Genomic DNA, 14,831 nt, shown 5'->3' with positions numbered 1-14,831 from the left:
CATGACATGGGAATGAAGATGCCTTACTGGTGGCTCTCGTGCTGCCTGATATCTGTGCCCGCTTTCTGCGCAAATCCGGCGGCAACCATCAATACCGGACAGCTTCGCGAAACGCAGGAACTCCCCTCACTCAACGGCCGCGTGGCCCCGGTGGCTGGCAACGCCGCTCCCGGTTCATTACAGCTTGGCGAAGCCGTTAACCGTGCCGTCACGTGGCACCCGGCCATCAGCGAAGCCGTGGGCAAACTCTACCAGCAGAGCGAAGAGGTGGACGTCGCGAAGTCAAAATACTATCCGCAGATTAATGCCGGCGTGGACAACGGGTATTCCCACGACGGCGACCAGAACGGCTTTACGCCGTCGCTGGTGCTTTCTCTCTCTCAAATGCTCTATGACTTCGGCAAAGTGGCCAGCCAGGTGCGCGCCGAGAGCGCTGGCGTTGCCCAGCAGCAGGCCAACGTGCTGGTGAGTATCGACACCATCGCCCACGATACCGCCGTCGCCATGGTACAGGTGCAGACCTGGCAGCAGATGGTCGACACCGCCAAAGAGCAGCTTGAGGCTCTTTCCTCCATCGGCACGCTGACCCGCCAGCGTAACGACGAGGGCGCCACGTCGCTCTCTGACGTGGTGCAGACCGATGCCCGTATCGAAGGCGCGCGCGCCCAGCTGATGCAGTACCAGGCCAGCCTGGAGAGCGCCCGCGCGACGCTGATGAGCTTTCTCGGCTGGAACAGCCTGAACGCGATCAGCAACGACTTTCCGCAAAAGCTGGCCCGCAGCTGCGATGTCGCCGAGCCGGACGACCGCCTGGTTCCTGCGGTGCTTGCCGCCTGGGCGCAGGCTAACGTCGCCCAGGCTAACCTCGACTACGCCGACGCGCAGATGACGCCAACCGTCTCGCTGGAGCCGGAGGTGCGCCACTACATGAACGATCGCTACGCGGGCAGCGACACGCGGGATCGCACCCAGTATTCCGCATGGGTGAAAGTACAGATGCCGCTCTATCAGGGCGGCGGCCTCACCGCCCGGCGTAACGCCGCCGGACACGCGGTGGAAGCGGCACAGTCCACCATTCAGCGCACGCGCCTGGATGTCCGACAGAAACTGCTGGAAGCCCGCAGTCAGGTGATGAGCCTGCAAAGCACGCTGCAAATTCAGGGCCGCCAGGAGGCGCTCAGCGCCCGCACCCGCGAACTGTACCAGCAGCAGTATCTTGACCTCGGCTCGCGCCCGCTGCTCGACGTGCTTAACGCCGAACAGGAGGTTTATCAGGCGCGCTTCACCCAGCAGCAGACCCTCGGTCAGCTGCACCAGCTGCAGCTCAACTGCCTGTATAACACCGGGCAATTGCGTCATGCGTTCGACCTTGATAACCGCACCATCCAGACCGTGGAGATCCAGCCATGAAGCAGCGTGATATCCCGCAAGGTGAAAACATGACGGATGAGGCGCTGGCGCAGTGGGCGCAGGCCTTTGGCTTTATCGCCACGCGCTACCGCGTCGCCTGCTCGCCCGGCGCGCTGATCGCAGGCGCACCGTGGCTGAAAGGCAAACCGATGGTGCCCGCCCTCACCCAGCTGGCGCGTGAGGCGGGGCTGTCGTTTCAGCTGCTCACCGCTGACCAGCAGTCGATCAACAGCTGGCGTCTGCCGGTGGTGGTGGCGCTGAATGACGGCCGGGTCGGCGCGATCGAGCACTTCGACGGCGACGACACGCTGGAAGTCAGCTTCTTCGACGACCAGACCTACACTAACCGGCTGTCGATGACGGCCATGCTGCCCGCCATCCGCCACGTCATTGCCCTGCGGCCACTCGCCGCGCTGAAGGACAGCCGCGTGGATGCCTATATCTCAAAATATCGCCCGGACTGGCTCTACCGGCTGGTGATGCGCGATCTCCGCCCCTACAGCTGGGTAATGCTGGCCGCGCTGTTTATCAACGTGCTGTCGCTTTCCGGGATCGTCTTTTCCATGCAGGTGTATGACCGGGTGATCCCCGCCCAGTCCTACCCGACGCTGTACGTCCTGACCATCGGGGTGCTGATCGCCACCCTGTTTGGCTTCGTGCTGCGCGTGGCGCGCGGGCACATTATGGATCTGCTCGGCAAGCGCTCGGATATGCGCGTCTCGGATCGCGTCTTCGGCCACGCGCTGCGGCTGCGCAACAGCGCGATTCCCCGCTCCACCGGCAGCTTTATCTCACAGCTGCGCGAGCTGGAGCAGATCCGCGAGATGGTCACCTCGTCCACCATCTCGACGATTGTCGACCTGCCCTTCTTTTTACTGTTCGTGGTGGTGCTGGCGATCATCGCCCCACAGCTGGCGTGGATCGCCCCGGTCGCGGCGGTGATTATGGTCCTGCCCGGCCTGCTGCTGCAGAAAAAGCTGGCGGAGCTGGCAAAGCAGTCGGCGCATGAATCAACCCTGCGCAATGCGGTGCTGGTGGAGAGCGTGCAGGGGCTGGAGGACATTAAGCTGATGCAGGCGGAAAACCGCTTTTTGCAGCAGTGGAACAGCTATATCCAGATCACCGCCGAATCCGGCCTGCGCACCCGCGAGCTGACGCAGAACCTGATCAGCTGGGGAATGACCATCCAGAGCCTGGTTTACGCCGCCGTGATTGTGGTCGGCGCGCCGATGGTGATCGACGGCACCCTGACTACCGGCTCGGTGGTCGCCGCCTCGATGCTGGCCTCCCGCATGATCGCCCCGATGGCGACGCTGTGCGGCGTGCTGGCCCGCTGGCAGCAGGTCAAAGCGGCAAAAGAGGGGCTGGACAGCATCATGCAGCTCCCCACCGAAAACCAGCGCGAGGAGACGCCGATCCGCCAGGACGTGCTGCGCGGTCACTACCTCTTTGAGCAGGCGCAGTTCCGCTATCAGCCGGACGATCCGCGCATGGCGCTGCGCATTAACCGCCTGGAGATCGTGCCGGGTGAGAAAGTGGCGATCCTCGGGCGCAACGGCGCGGGCAAATCGACCCTGCTGCAGGCGATGGCGGGCGGGATGGATCTGGCGGCGGGCGAGCTGCGGCTCGACGGCTTCAGCCTGCCGCATCTCGACGTGGCGGACGTGCGGCGCAACGTCGGCTTTATGACCCAGAACGCGCGGCTGTTTTACGGCACCCTGCGCGAGAACATCACCCTCGGCATGCCGCGCGCCACCGACGAAGAGATCTTTGAGGCGCTGGAACTGACCGGTGCGGCAAGTTTCGTGCAGAAGCTGCCCAAGGGGCTGGACTACCCGATCATGGAAAACGGCGTGGGGCTCTCCGGCGGGCAGCGTCAGTCGATTCTGCTGGCGCGAATGCTGCTGCGCGATCCGAATATCGTGCTGATGGATGAACCCACCGCCTCGCTGGACGAGCACACCGAGCGGGAATTTATCCAGCGGCTGGGCGACTGGCTCGGGCACCGCACCCTGATCGTCGCCACCCATCGCGTACCGGTGCTGGAGCTGGTGGAGCGCGTGGTCGTGTTGAAAGATGGGATGCTGGTGATGGACGCGCCAAAAGCCCAGGCGCTGAGCAACAGCCGTATGCAGCAGCAACAGCAGCAGGCAGCAACCGGACGGGAGTGGAAAAATGAAAATCAGTCAGCGTGACGTGGCGGCAATGGACGATCTGGATAATGCCCTCGACTCCGAAAGCGGCTACACCGGCGCGCGTCGGATCGTGATCTTCTCGCTGCTGATGTTTGTGGTGCTGGGCGTCTGGGCGTGGTTTGGCGTGCTGGATGAGGTGTCAACCGGATCGGGGAAAGTGATCCCCAGCTCGCGTGAGCAAGTTTTACAGTCGCTGGACGGGGGGATCCTCACCGAGCTGAACGTCCACGAGGGCGATCAGGTGCAGGCCGGACAGGTGCTGGCGCGGCTTGACCCTACCCGTTCCGAATCAAACGTCGGCGAAAGCGCGGCGCGCTACCGCGCCTCTCTGGCCTCCAGCGCCCGCCTGTATGCCGAGGTGAACGATCTGCCGCTGAAGTTCCCTCCTTCGCTGGCGAAATGGCCGGATCTGATTGCCGACGAAACGCGGCTGTACAACTCGCGCCGCGCGCAGCTGGAGGATACCCAGCGGGAGCTTCGCGCCGCGTTAGATCTGGCGAATAAAGAGCTGGCCATTACCCAGCGGCTGGTGAAAACCGGGGCCGCCAGCCACGTAGAGGTGCTGCGCCTGCAGCGGCAGAAAAGCGATCTGGAACTGAAGCTCACCGACGTGCGTTCGCAGTATTACGTCCAGGCCCGCGAGGCGCTCTCCAAGGCCAACGCGGAGGTGGATATGGTTTCGGCGATCCTCAAGGGCCGTCAGGATTCCGTCACCCGTCTGACGGTAAAATCCCCGGTGCGCGGGATCGTCAAAAACATCAAGGTCACCACCATCGGCGGCGTGATCCCGCCCAACGGCGAGCTGATGGAGATTGTGCCGGTGGACGATCATCTGCTGATTGAAACCCGCCTGTCGCCGCGTGATATCGCCTTTATCCACCCGAATCAGGAGGCGCTGGTGAAGATCACCGCCTACGATTACGCCATTTACGGCGGGCTGCACGGAGTCGTGGAGACGATTTCGCCGGACACTATTCAGGACGAGGCCAAGCCGGAGGTGTTTTACTACCGGGTATTTATCCGCACCAGCCAGGATTACCTGGTCAATAAGGCAGGCAGGCATTTCTCGATTGTGCCGGGGATGATTGCCACGGTGGACATTAAGACCGGCGAGAAAACGGTGCTGGATTATCTGATTAAGCCGTTTAACCGGGCGAAAGAAGCGCTGAGGGAGCGGTAGTCAATCGCCGGGTGGCGGCTTCGCCTTACCCGGCCTACATTGTAAAGCTCAGCGGGACGTGGGGAGGGCATCAGACCGCAACATCGCCCACTGCCCCGGTGTTTTACCGGTCCATGCTCTGAAAACCTCAATAAATGCGCTGACGCTGCTGTAGCCGCAGGACAGCGCAATCCACCCTACCGGCTTCCCCGCCGCCAGCCACTCCATTGCCTGCATGACGCGCGCCAGCTGCCGCCAGTTAACAAAGTTCATTCCGGTCTGGGCACTAAACCGACGATTGAACGTACGCACGCTCATCCCAGCATGAATAGCATGACTCTCGACCGTCTGGTTATCATCGACAAACTGCAGCAAATGGCTGACCACGTTCTTCAGACGCGGATCCGTCGGCACGGGCAGAGAAAAGTGAACCTGGGGCGTCAGGGCAAGCTCATCCAGCAGCAAAGTCAGCTTTCGCGGATCGTACTCGTTCTCTGCACCACATAAACGGGAAAACAGTGCATGAGTCAGATCGTCGGGCTCGAACAGCGCGGGTGCTTCGGGAAGCCCTGCACAGCAGGCGGGGTCAAGATAGATGGCGCAGCCTTCTATTGCGCTTTCAGAAAAGGCGGCATGCTGCTGACCTGGCGGGATCCAGCCAATGTGTTTTGCCGGTACGACCGAGCGCGCCTGCTGCGTCTCAATGACCAGCAGACCCGTTGCAATGCGCCACAGCTGGCCGGTGCGATGACTGTGCCACGGTGTTCGATACCCGCCGGGATGACGGAGCGTTTCAAAACTGACCATCTCATTTTGACCGAAAATCGTTATTCATCGGCCTATTACAGAAACCACGTCTTCGGCTGTCAAGGATAATGGGGACTCAACCACATAAGGAGCCCGTATGAGCATTATCACCTCTCTGGTAGCCCAGCCTGACAACGCCGCGCAGCGCGAAAAAATGGCGTGCCTGTTAACCCGCTTATTCAACGGCGATATCGATCCGGCAGAGGTATTTACGCCCGATTACCAACAGGTTACGGACGGTCACGCCCTTGACTACCGGGGTTTTATTCAGCACCTGAACCACGTCCGCTCGCAGATCCGCACGATCGCCTTTAGCGTGGCGGAGATAGCCTGTCATGACGAACTTCTGGCTGACCGGCATATCGTGACGGTCACGTATCCTGATGGTCGTCAGGCAGAGATAGAGGTTTATCTGTTTGCCGCGCTGCGTGAAGGGAAAATCTGGCGGATCCATGAAGTCACGCGAGCCCTCAGCGGCGATGCTTCAGATCGCACCCTGGCACACGCGACAGAATAACGTCACTCCGCCGGGCGCGGCGCGGTACGGCTAAACACCTCAACATACCGCGTAAACTTGCCGATAAACACCCCGGCAAACAGCCCGCCGGAGACAATCGCAAGGGCGCTGATGGCGGGCTGCTGCAGCGTCTGCGGCGCGATGGCGCTCATTACCCCCAGCACGTATTTCACCGCGAACGCCAGCATCATAAACGGCAGCGCGGTGTAGTCAGCCTGGCGGCAAAGGGTGCGCGGCGCGGCGGCACGAGTCACCGCCGTCGGGCGAATCAATGCGTAACCCAGCGCAGCGCCAGCCAGAATGCCCGCAAGCCACATCGACAGCGTCGCGACGCTGAGGGAGCGGTACATCACCAGATCGTAAATATCCCATAGCAGAAAAATGGCCGGGATTATCGCCAGTTTTTCCAGCGTGACCGTGGCGGGCCGGCGGGCCCGGAGCCCACGAGAAACCAGAAACACAAACAGCACCCAGACCCAGATGGGGGTGTGCGTCAGAATACCAGTCAGTTGTTCGAACATAGCTGTTTACCGTGGGCGTCACGCGGCCGTTATCGCGCGGGATAAGTATTACGCAAAATAGCCCGCGCGCAATCCCCACTTTTGTTACTTGAACGTCACGGTAAAGGTGGCTGTCGCACTGTAATCCCCAAGCTTCGGCGTCGTGGTCGTCCATATAAACCCTGCGTGATAATCATGCGTGAGCCGGTCTCCACCGATCGTACCTATCTCCTGCGGCGTGTTCAGCGCAATGCGCGGCTCCATCAGGCTGCTGGCGGAAATGATAAAGCCAAAGCCGCTGTCTGCCGCGGGCATGATGATTGCCCCGTCTTTGACCGTATTCGTCGAGCTTAACGTCATCAGCAACGTCTCCCCCGTGCAGGTTTTACCGCTGGCTTCACGCGTCAAATCGACCTGTAGCGTAAAGGGTTTTGTTTTTTCAATCTTACCGGGCGTCGCCCAGCTGCCGTTGATGACGCCAAAGTCGAGGGTATCGGGTACCAGCAGCACTTTTGGCGTGCAGGCCAGAAAGGTGATTTTATCCAGCCCGGTAATGGTCAGGTTAAAGTTACCGTCCTGAGTCACCGTGCCGCCTCGCAGACCGCCCACGCCGTCCACCTGAAAGAGCGACAGGCTGACATCCCCCATCACTTTGCCATTGGTGGCCGCCGGAAGGCCGGTGGTTTTGATGTAAACCTGATAGGTGAGCGTGAACGTCTGCGGGGCCGCCGGGGAGAGACAGCCTTTGTTGCCGTTAGGACGGCACACGGTACCGGGACCAATCTCTATTTTATCGCCCTTCTTCAGCTTGTAATCGACGTTCCTGAAGGTGATGCCAATCTCCAGAGAGTTGTGCACGTTTTTCACCGCATCTTTCGGATCGAGCCATAAATAGGCGCTCTCGCCGTTTGGATAGGCGTCCGTGTCAGAGCAGGTAAACGTCGCCGTGATCGGTGACGATACCCATATTTTGGTGTTGGTGCCGAAGTCGCCGATCGACGCTTTGATGATGCTGTTAATGGCAACGTACTGGCTCACCGAGCCCTGGGCTTTACAGGTCAGCGCCATAACGGTGGAAGAAAACAGGCCGAAGCAAAAAATCACCGCGGCGTACAGCATATGTCGTCCCTGAAATTGCATTGTCCTCTCCTTTATCGACAAATTGCGCTGATCTCGCGATAGCCCGCGGTATCCTGTTCACGCCGTTCCTCATCCGGAAGCTGGATACGACACTGTTCGTCATCCCCCTCCCCCCAGCGAATGGCGATCGCTTCGCCCGGCAGCACGCCTGAAACAAAAATATCCCCGTCAGGCCCGACAATGCCGTTGTTACGCTCGCCCCGGCTGTAGGCCTGCGCGCCAACCGGCGGCACGCTGTTGTCGGGTCGTTTGCTGTGAATCAGCACGCTGTCGCCCCGATATGTTTCAAACGTCACGCGCGTAATCGCGCCGCGGGTAGGGACGTTATTCTGGGTGGCAACAGGCACGTCCAGCCCCTCCGGGAAGTCCTGGGTGTTTAACGACCAGGTATTGTTGCGATAAGGAATCGCATGCGGGGCAACGGCATAGCCCGCAGCGTCGATCCGCACTCCGGCCTGATTCTCTACCCTCACCCCTTGCGCATCCTGAGCCTCAATCAGGGTAAAGGTACTGCCCGGTGGCTGGGACAGCGTCACGCCGCCAGCGTGAGCAAGGATGCCGCCGCTGAGGTTCATGCTGCTTTGCTGCACATCTTCCGCTCTGGAATAGCCCAGCCACAGATTTCCGGCGTCCCCCTTGTAGCCCATGCTCAGATCGCCCGCCGTCCCCTCGGCATCGTTTTGCTGCACCTGCATGGCATAGCTGAGGCGGTTATCCTCAAGCAGGGAGCCACTCAGCCCCGCGGAGGACGACACGTTTCCGGCACGATCGGCGTGAAGGTCTGTCGTCGCCGTCGCCGGGTGGCTGCCAAAGCTGAGCGGCAGAGACAGGCGCAGGTTAATGCTGCTGTCATGTGCAATGTAGTGGTTGCGCGTATTCTGGTAGTACAGACTCCAGGTCACATTGCCCAGCCGTGAGGTAAAGCCAGACTGAACCGTGGTATCAGAACCGGCATCCTGCCAGTAGCTTTGCTTGCTGAAGGTGAGATAAAGCTGGCTGATCTCACCTATCTGCTGGCTCATTGAGATATCCAGCCGCGCTTTTTTGGTTGCGTAGCGGCTGTCGTAATGGATTTCAGGCTTTGACGCGACCCAGTCAGGGTTATCCTGATCGGCGTCATCCCAGTAATAGGTTTTATATCGGCCATTATCCCAGCGGCGACGTTCCTGAACCGACTCCTGGAAATCGTAATAACCGGACGAGGAGTAACGATAGCCCGCCACCTGGAAATCGGTGCGGGAATCGAGAAAGGATTTCGCATACAGGAAGCGAGCGCTCCCCCCTTGCTCATCGTCGCCCCGCGCCAGCCGCGTGTCGGATAACGCCAGATCGACGGACACCGCGCCAAAATGCCCCATGTTTTTGCCCACGCCCATCGCCGCGCTGCGGTAGTGTTCCGCCGAAAGCAGGCCGCCCGACAGGGTCACCGTATCGCTCATCCCTCTGGCGAGCTGGCTTTCAACAAACGCAGGGGCATAGCCGTCGGCACCGTCATGATATTTTGCGGCCGTGATTTCATAGTTCCACTGCCCCTTGCGAACCAGTCCCGGGAGCACGGTATAGGGGATCACCAGATTGGTTTTCCGTCCGTCGGTTTCAATGATGGTGACAAACAGATCCCCGCTCTGACTGACCGGCACAATGTCATCAAACGCGAACGGTCCCGGCGGCACGTTGGTAGAGTAGATCAGATACTTATTCTGTCGAACCTCCACGCGGGCATTGCTTTCCGCGACGCCTCTGACGACAGGGGCATAGCGCGACTGGCTGTCTGCACGCATCATGGGCTCCGAGGCCAGCTGCACCCCGCGAAACGGAATACTGTCGTAGAGGGTTGTTCCGGTGCTTCCTTGTCCCAGCAGCAGACGACTCCTGATTGACGGAAGCGCCCTTTCAGCCCACGACGAGACGTTTTTCCAGTGGCCCGTTTCCCCATCCCGCTTTGTCAGGTTCGCCATCTGGCGCAAGCGCCACGCCCCTATATTGATGCCGTTATTCAGGTAAAGGTAGGCGTACTGGCTGTTTTGCCCGTCGCTTCTGATGGTGTTCGCCGCCAGGTTGTAGTTTACAAAAGCGGCATTGATGCCCTCGTCGTAACGCGTGGCGGGTACCGTTCCGCGCGGTTGCGTCAGCATATTGAGCTGGGGAACCTGAATATCCAGCCGGTGCTCGGTCATCGTAACGTTCATGGACGCCCCCGCAATCCGGCGCTCGAGGGGATAGCACGACTCGTCATCGTCAGCGGGAAGAGCGACGGACCACGCGCGCAGCCGATCGGCGCTAATGCACGGGTGCAGCGCGCTGTCGGGCTTATCGCGGACGATCTCAACGTCACGCTGTTCAACGAGCTTTCGGTTAACGTAAACATCGAGGGAATAGGTTCCGGGAATAATGCCGGAATCAGGGTCGATCAAATTAATGAACGATTGCTCGCCCGTTCCATGAAAAAATGCGGTGTTATATTCACTTTGCGCCAGACATTCGCTGCCGGAAACCAGTAAAGAGGTAAGCGCGCACAGGGGGATCCATGTTCGTTGCATAATGATTCATCCATGACATTATTTAATAATCTGCAACGGTGGGCTTAGTGCATTTTCACGTCGGCAACGCCGCCGTAATCGTTAATGTACGTTAAGCCAACCACCCGCGAGCCTTTGGGAAAAGGAATCGTTTCGCTGCCAAAGGGAGCGATCATCGGGGCCGTTATTTTTTGTTCTTTTCCCTGCGGGGTTTTAATCATTAACTGACTCAGGCTAATATGCAGAGGCCCGGGATTGCTGACGACCAATGCCTCACTGCTTTTCGTCAGCGTTAACTGACCTATCTGCTCGTCCAGTTTTGCCTTCATCCCAACCGGGCGATAAAAAAGCTTAAGGCGCGTTCGAATCGCCAGCTGCATCACATTAGGCTCGCTGGCCCGGGGCGGTATTTCCTGAACGTTAATCCAGTAAACACTTTCTCTGTCGGTCGGTAATCCTTTACCGGAATAGATAAAACGTAACACGGCGGATTGATCGGGTTTCACCTTCATAATAGGCGGCGTCACCACCATCTCTTTTCCGGGCTTGTCTGAATCTTCGTCCAGCCAGGTCTGGATAATATAATTTTTTTGCGACGCGTTATGCAGCGTTAACGAGGCCGATTTATTCTCACCGGAATAAATCACCCGTGAACTTTCAATCTGAATAGCTGAAATAGCCGATGCGGAGTACAGCGCGAATAGCGCAATAATAAGTGACTTCATCATACCACCTTAAAAGCAGGCCCGAAGGCCTGCTCCTGTTATTGTTGAACAATGGTGAAGGTGGCCGTTGCGTTTGCTTCCCCGGTGGTGACCGCATCTTTGTTATAGGCGTAATAGTTCGCTTTCAGGAAGAACGTCCCGCTGCCCGAGGTGTCGCCTTCAGCAATGGTGATGCTGGCATCGGATTTATCAAGGGTTTTGGATAAGGTAATGTTCTGGTCGGAGATATCTTTAATCTGAATCCCCACCCCTTTTGCCGTGGTGCTGGCGGTCGCGTTATCCAGGTCCAGCACGTTCGGCTGACCGGACGGGCTGACGCCGTCAAGAACCAGATAATAGGTGCCCGGCTGACAGCCCGTCAGGTTAATGGCAAAGCCCACCTCCGGACCGTTAGCATCTTGTTTTAAGGTTTCCATCGGAATAGTTCCCATCGGAACCGTAATTTCGGCAGTGCTTTCCCCGGAGAGCTTGCAGGATGATGAGCCAATTTGCCCTACAAATTTTAACTTACCGTCTGCCGCATGGGCAAAAGAGGTAAAAAGCCCCAGGGCAACCATCGCCGCGCAAAGAGATTTCAATTTCATATACAGCTCCTTCTGTTTATACAACATATTATGAATAACAGTGCATCGTTTCTGCCTGAATACTACACCCGCATAAAACGCTTCATTTCCCGGCGAGCGTTATGTAACCTTTATATCCGTTGTCAGGTAATGATAAAGCCCGGTAAGACTCTCAACCTGGAGTTTGGAATAAATATTACGCCGGTGAATACTGACCATTTTCTCACTAATATCGACCTGCCGGGAGATCTCTTTATTACCTTTCCCTGTAATAAAAAATGGCATCAGGTCTAATTCCCGATGGGTGAGGTTTGAATTTTTCTTAATCATCGCCCAGGTTTTATTGGTCACGGATTTTGAAATAATCTGGCCAGCCTTATCTTTGACCATAAAAGTGCTGAGTTTATCAAATGATTCGCTGTTATCAATTAAGATATCCGCAACCGAGTCCAGCAAAATATTTTCAGTCACTTCCACAATTCGCGCATTAGTCGTAATAATAAGTATATTGTCAAAAACATTCTGGCGCTTCATCTTTAACAGTAACAACAGTAAACTGTGGTCAGCAATATAATAGTCAATGATTATCGTGACCGGTGATCTCATTACCATCGTGCTCAGCGTTACGCTGGCTTTTTCAAATGCTAAAAACTTCAGTTCCTGCTTATCTCTCTGGCAATTTTGTATGATTTCACTCAATCCAATTCTGAACCAGACATTATCAGACACACAAATAATCATCATCCGTAACCTTATACTGATCCATGTATAACATTCCGGGAATAGAGCTTGTGAAGTGATTTAACCCTGAGCGAACGCTAAAAAATCATCCAACGACTGCGCTTATTCCATGAGACATTATTCAGATCAAAATGAATGAGATGCAAATAAGAATATGGGCAACAAGTGTAAGAGCAATCCGAAAAAGGATAATACAAAAAATGCTTTTCTTAGAAAAAAAGCATTAATAATTAATTAGTTAGATAATGTTAATTTTGGTATTACTTTTCGAATACAATCCAAAAACATGGCCCGGGTATGATCCTGCGCAAGTTAACGTGAAGTTCCTGATCTGCATTTTCAGCTTCACCGCTTAAATAACGTCCAGAATCATACCCCGCCATTCTGTTATAAAGAGGCTTTCAGGCGTCGAACGGCCTCTTTCAGCTCTTCATCCGTTGGCGTGACAAACGACATGCGCAGCGTCGCTGGGTCTGGCTCATTGCAGTAGAAAAATTCGCCCGGCACAAATACCACGCCGTTACTTAACGTTTTTTCCAGCCAGCGGGTGGTGTTCATGCCGTTGTTCATTTTCGCCCACAGGAACATGCCGCCCTTCGGCTTGTGGAACGACATCACGTCGCCCAGCTCGGCTTCCAGTTCCGTGGCGAACGTCTGGTATTTCTGACGATAGGCTTCGCGGATCGTTTTAATCTGATCGGCCAGACGGCCGGTCTTCAGGTACTCATACGTCATCAGCTGCGACAGCGTGCTGGTGTGCAGATCGGTGGTTTGCTTCAGGTTCACCACCGCGCGCTTCAACCATTCCGGCACCACCACCCAGCCTACGCGCGTGCCCGGCGCGAGAATTTTAGAGAAGGTGGAGGTATACACCACGTTCTCTTCATTGCCGATATCTTTGGCATGGGCAATTAACGGGCGGAAGACTTCATCGGTATAGTTAATTTCGCTGTACGGATCGTCTTCGATGATTACGAAGTCATAGCGCTTCGAGAGCTCCACCAGCTGTTTACGACGCGCCTCAGAAAGCGTCACGCCGCCAGGGTTACCAAAGGTTGGAACGATATAGACCGCTTTGATGGCTTTCTTTGCCACCAGGGCCTCAAGTTCGTCCACCTTCATACCGTCGCCGTCGGTGCCAACGGATTCAAAATTCGCCTGCGCCAGGCCGAATACCTGCAGGGCGGCGAGATAGGTTGGACGTTCGACGACGACGATATCGCCCGGGTTAATTAACGCGCGCGCCAGCACGTCGAGGGACTGCTGAGAACCGGAGGTTACGACCACATCATCGGCCTTACAGCGAATGCCACGCCCCTCGCAAATGCGCTGAATCTCTTCCCGCAGTCCCGGTACGCCTTCGGTCAGGCCATACTGAAACGCCTCGCCAAAATGCTGAGATAATACGGCATCAGCAGCGATTTTCAGCCCTTCGCGATCGAACAGGTCAGGGTTTGGAATACCGCCCCCCAGCGAGATCACGCCCGCCATTTTGCTATGTTTTAATAATTCACGGATGGCAGATGATTGCAGGCCCTGCGCGCTGCTGGCGAGTTTACTCACGGACATTCTTTGCTTACCTTCTGTTTTTATAGTGTGCTCAATCTTAGCAGAATATGGGCGATAAATTCCGTCAGCTTAGGCAGCGGCCGCAAATCCTGACGCCACAACAAATGCACCGGCCTCGGCGCGGGCGTGAACGGCTCCAGCACCCGCACCAGCCTGCCGCTTGCCAGCTCTTCCGCCACCAGCACTTCCGGTTGCAGCAACAGCCCCGCCCCGGCCCGCGCCGCCATGCGTAAGCCGTAGCCGTCGTTACATCTTAAGATCGCATCCCGCTTCCAGCGCACCTCCCCTTCCACGCCCGGCAGCCGCCACTCGTTACGTGCGGTCCACACCGTGTGCGAAAGACAGAGATGATTCACCAGATCGTCTGGCGTTTGCGGCGTGCCGTGTCGCGCTAAATAGTCCGGCGCGGCGCAGATCACCATGTTGTAGGGGCACAGGTATTTCGCCACCAGATCGTCGTTGCGAACGTCACCAATGCGAATGGCCAGATCGACGCCCTCCTCCACCAGATCGACCATTCGGTTGGTGAGATCCAGCTCGATGCGTACCTCCGGGTAGCGCTGTAAAAAGGTTGCCGTCAGCGGGGCGATCACGCAGCCGCCAAACGACGTGGGCGCAGTGACGCGCAGGGTGCCAGACGGCGCGGCGCGCAGCCGTTCAACCGCGCTTTCGGCAATCACGACCTGCTCCAGCACCCGCTTCGCCTCGTCGAAGTAGACGCGTCCGGCATCCGTCAGGCTCTGGCGGCGCGTGTTACGCTCCAGCAGGCGGGTGCCAAGCTGGGATTCCAGCAGCGCAACGTACTTCCCCACCATTACCGCCGACATCTCCAGCCGCGCCGCCGCACCGGTGAAGCTGCCGCTTTCCACCACGGCAATAAACGTCTCCATGCTGCGGAGCTTATCCATATTCCAAACCTCTGGTTAGCAATCTTCTAACTTTAGCCCAGTTTATCCGCATTTTAATTTATTAAAGAATGAAGGCTC

Annotated in this window: 13 protein-coding genes; 4 read left to right on the top strand and 9 right to left on the bottom strand. The window is 57.3% G+C overall.

Going from position 1 to position 14,831, the window contains the following annotated elements:
* The first annotated feature begins 6 nt into the window (after positions 1-6).
* Genes ACMGGE_RS21995 through ACMGGE_RS21985 form a run of 3 tightly spaced genes read left to right on the top strand, consistent with a single transcriptional unit; the run spans position 7 to position 4,785 of the window.
* Positions 7-1,410 (top strand): TolC family outer membrane protein, encoded by a 1,404-nt coding sequence (locus ACMGGE_RS21995; protein WP_045909274.1) that lies wholly within the window; start codon positions 7-9, stop codon positions 1,408-1,410.
* The gene (locus tag ACMGGE_RS21990) at positions 1,407-3,605 is read left to right on the top strand and encodes a type I secretion system permease/ATPase (protein ID WP_167213813.1); all 2,199 of its coding nucleotides are present in this window, start codon (positions 1,407-1,409) and stop codon (positions 3,603-3,605) included. Before ACMGGE_RS21995 ends, ACMGGE_RS21990 begins: the two co-directional genes overlap by 4 nt.
* 10 nt (positions 3,606-3,615) lie before the next feature.
* Positions 3,616-4,785, top strand: a complete 1,170-nt coding sequence (locus ACMGGE_RS21985; protein WP_086374946.1) for an HlyD family efflux transporter periplasmic adaptor subunit — start codon at positions 3,616-3,618, stop codon at positions 4,783-4,785.
* Between the two features lie 48 nt (positions 4,786-4,833).
* On the opposite strand, the gene ACMGGE_RS21980 is transcribed toward ACMGGE_RS21985, so the two are convergent.
* Positions 4,834-5,571 carry an AraC family transcriptional regulator gene (locus tag ACMGGE_RS21980; protein WP_126533936.1) on the bottom strand — a complete coding sequence of 246 codons (738 nt, stop codon included), beginning with the start codon at positions 5,569-5,571 and terminating at the stop codon, positions 4,834-4,836.
* A gap of 97 nt (positions 5,572-5,668) precedes the next feature.
* Here ACMGGE_RS21980 and ACMGGE_RS21975 point away from each other — a divergent pair, with 97 nt between their 5' ends.
* A complete protein-coding gene (locus ACMGGE_RS21975) occupies positions 5,669-6,088 on the top strand; it encodes a nuclear transport factor 2 family protein (RefSeq protein WP_126533937.1) in 420 nt (139 codons plus the stop codon).
* 2 nt (positions 6,089-6,090) lie between these two features.
* Here the strand turns inward: ACMGGE_RS21975 and ACMGGE_RS21970 are convergent, their stop codons facing one another.
* The 8 genes from ACMGGE_RS21970 to ACMGGE_RS21935 all read right to left on the bottom strand — a co-directional run bounded on the left by ACMGGE_RS21970 (position 6,091) and on the right by ACMGGE_RS21935 (position 14,753).
* Positions 6,091-6,609 carry a DUF6622 family protein gene (locus tag ACMGGE_RS21970; protein ID WP_048029268.1) on the bottom strand — a complete coding sequence of 173 codons (519 nt, stop codon included), beginning with the start codon at positions 6,607-6,609 and terminating at the stop codon, positions 6,091-6,093.
* Between the two features lie 84 nt (positions 6,610-6,693).
* Positions 6,694-7,728, bottom strand: coding sequence for a fimbrial protein (locus ACMGGE_RS21965; RefSeq protein WP_080474238.1), 1,035 nt, complete (start codon positions 7,726-7,728; stop codon positions 6,694-6,696).
* A gap of 11 nt (positions 7,729-7,739) precedes the next feature.
* Positions 7,740-10,268, bottom strand: a complete 2,529-nt coding sequence (locus tag ACMGGE_RS21960; RefSeq protein ID WP_420294150.1) for a fimbria/pilus outer membrane usher protein — start codon at positions 10,266-10,268, stop codon at positions 7,740-7,742.
* Positions 10,269-10,312: 44 nt separating this feature from the next.
* On the bottom strand, positions 10,313-10,975 hold the full coding sequence (locus tag ACMGGE_RS21955; protein ID WP_053073534.1) for a molecular chaperone: 663 nt from the start codon (positions 10,973-10,975) through the stop codon (positions 10,313-10,315).
* A gap of 35 nt (positions 10,976-11,010) precedes the next feature.
* Entirely contained in the window at positions 11,011-11,556 is a 546-nt protein-coding gene (locus ACMGGE_RS21950; RefSeq protein ID WP_045909280.1) for a fimbrial protein, read from the bottom strand.
* 99 nt (positions 11,557-11,655) lie between these two features.
* Positions 11,656-12,264, bottom strand: a complete 609-nt coding sequence (locus tag ACMGGE_RS21945) for a LuxR C-terminal-related transcriptional regulator (RefSeq protein WP_175481435.1) — start codon at positions 12,262-12,264, stop codon at positions 11,656-11,658.
* Positions 12,265-12,663: 399 nt separating this feature from the next.
* On the bottom strand, positions 12,664-13,845 hold the full coding sequence (locus ACMGGE_RS21940) for a PLP-dependent aminotransferase family protein (protein ID WP_048029265.1): 1,182 nt from the start codon (positions 13,843-13,845) through the stop codon (positions 12,664-12,666).
* A 20-nt stretch (positions 13,846-13,865) separates the two neighbouring features.
* Positions 13,866-14,753: a LysR substrate-binding domain-containing protein gene (locus ACMGGE_RS21935; protein WP_420294149.1), complete on the bottom strand. Its 888-nt coding sequence runs from the start codon at positions 14,751-14,753 to the stop codon at positions 13,866-13,868.
* Between the last annotated feature and the right edge of the window lie 78 nt (positions 14,754-14,831).

Source organism: Enterobacter sp. BNK-22, from assembly GCF_048684805.1.
Taxonomy (GTDB): Bacteria; Pseudomonadota; Gammaproteobacteria; order Enterobacterales; family Enterobacteriaceae; genus Enterobacter; species Enterobacter quasiroggenkampii.
This window is presented reverse-complemented; position numbering and strand designations above follow the sequence as displayed.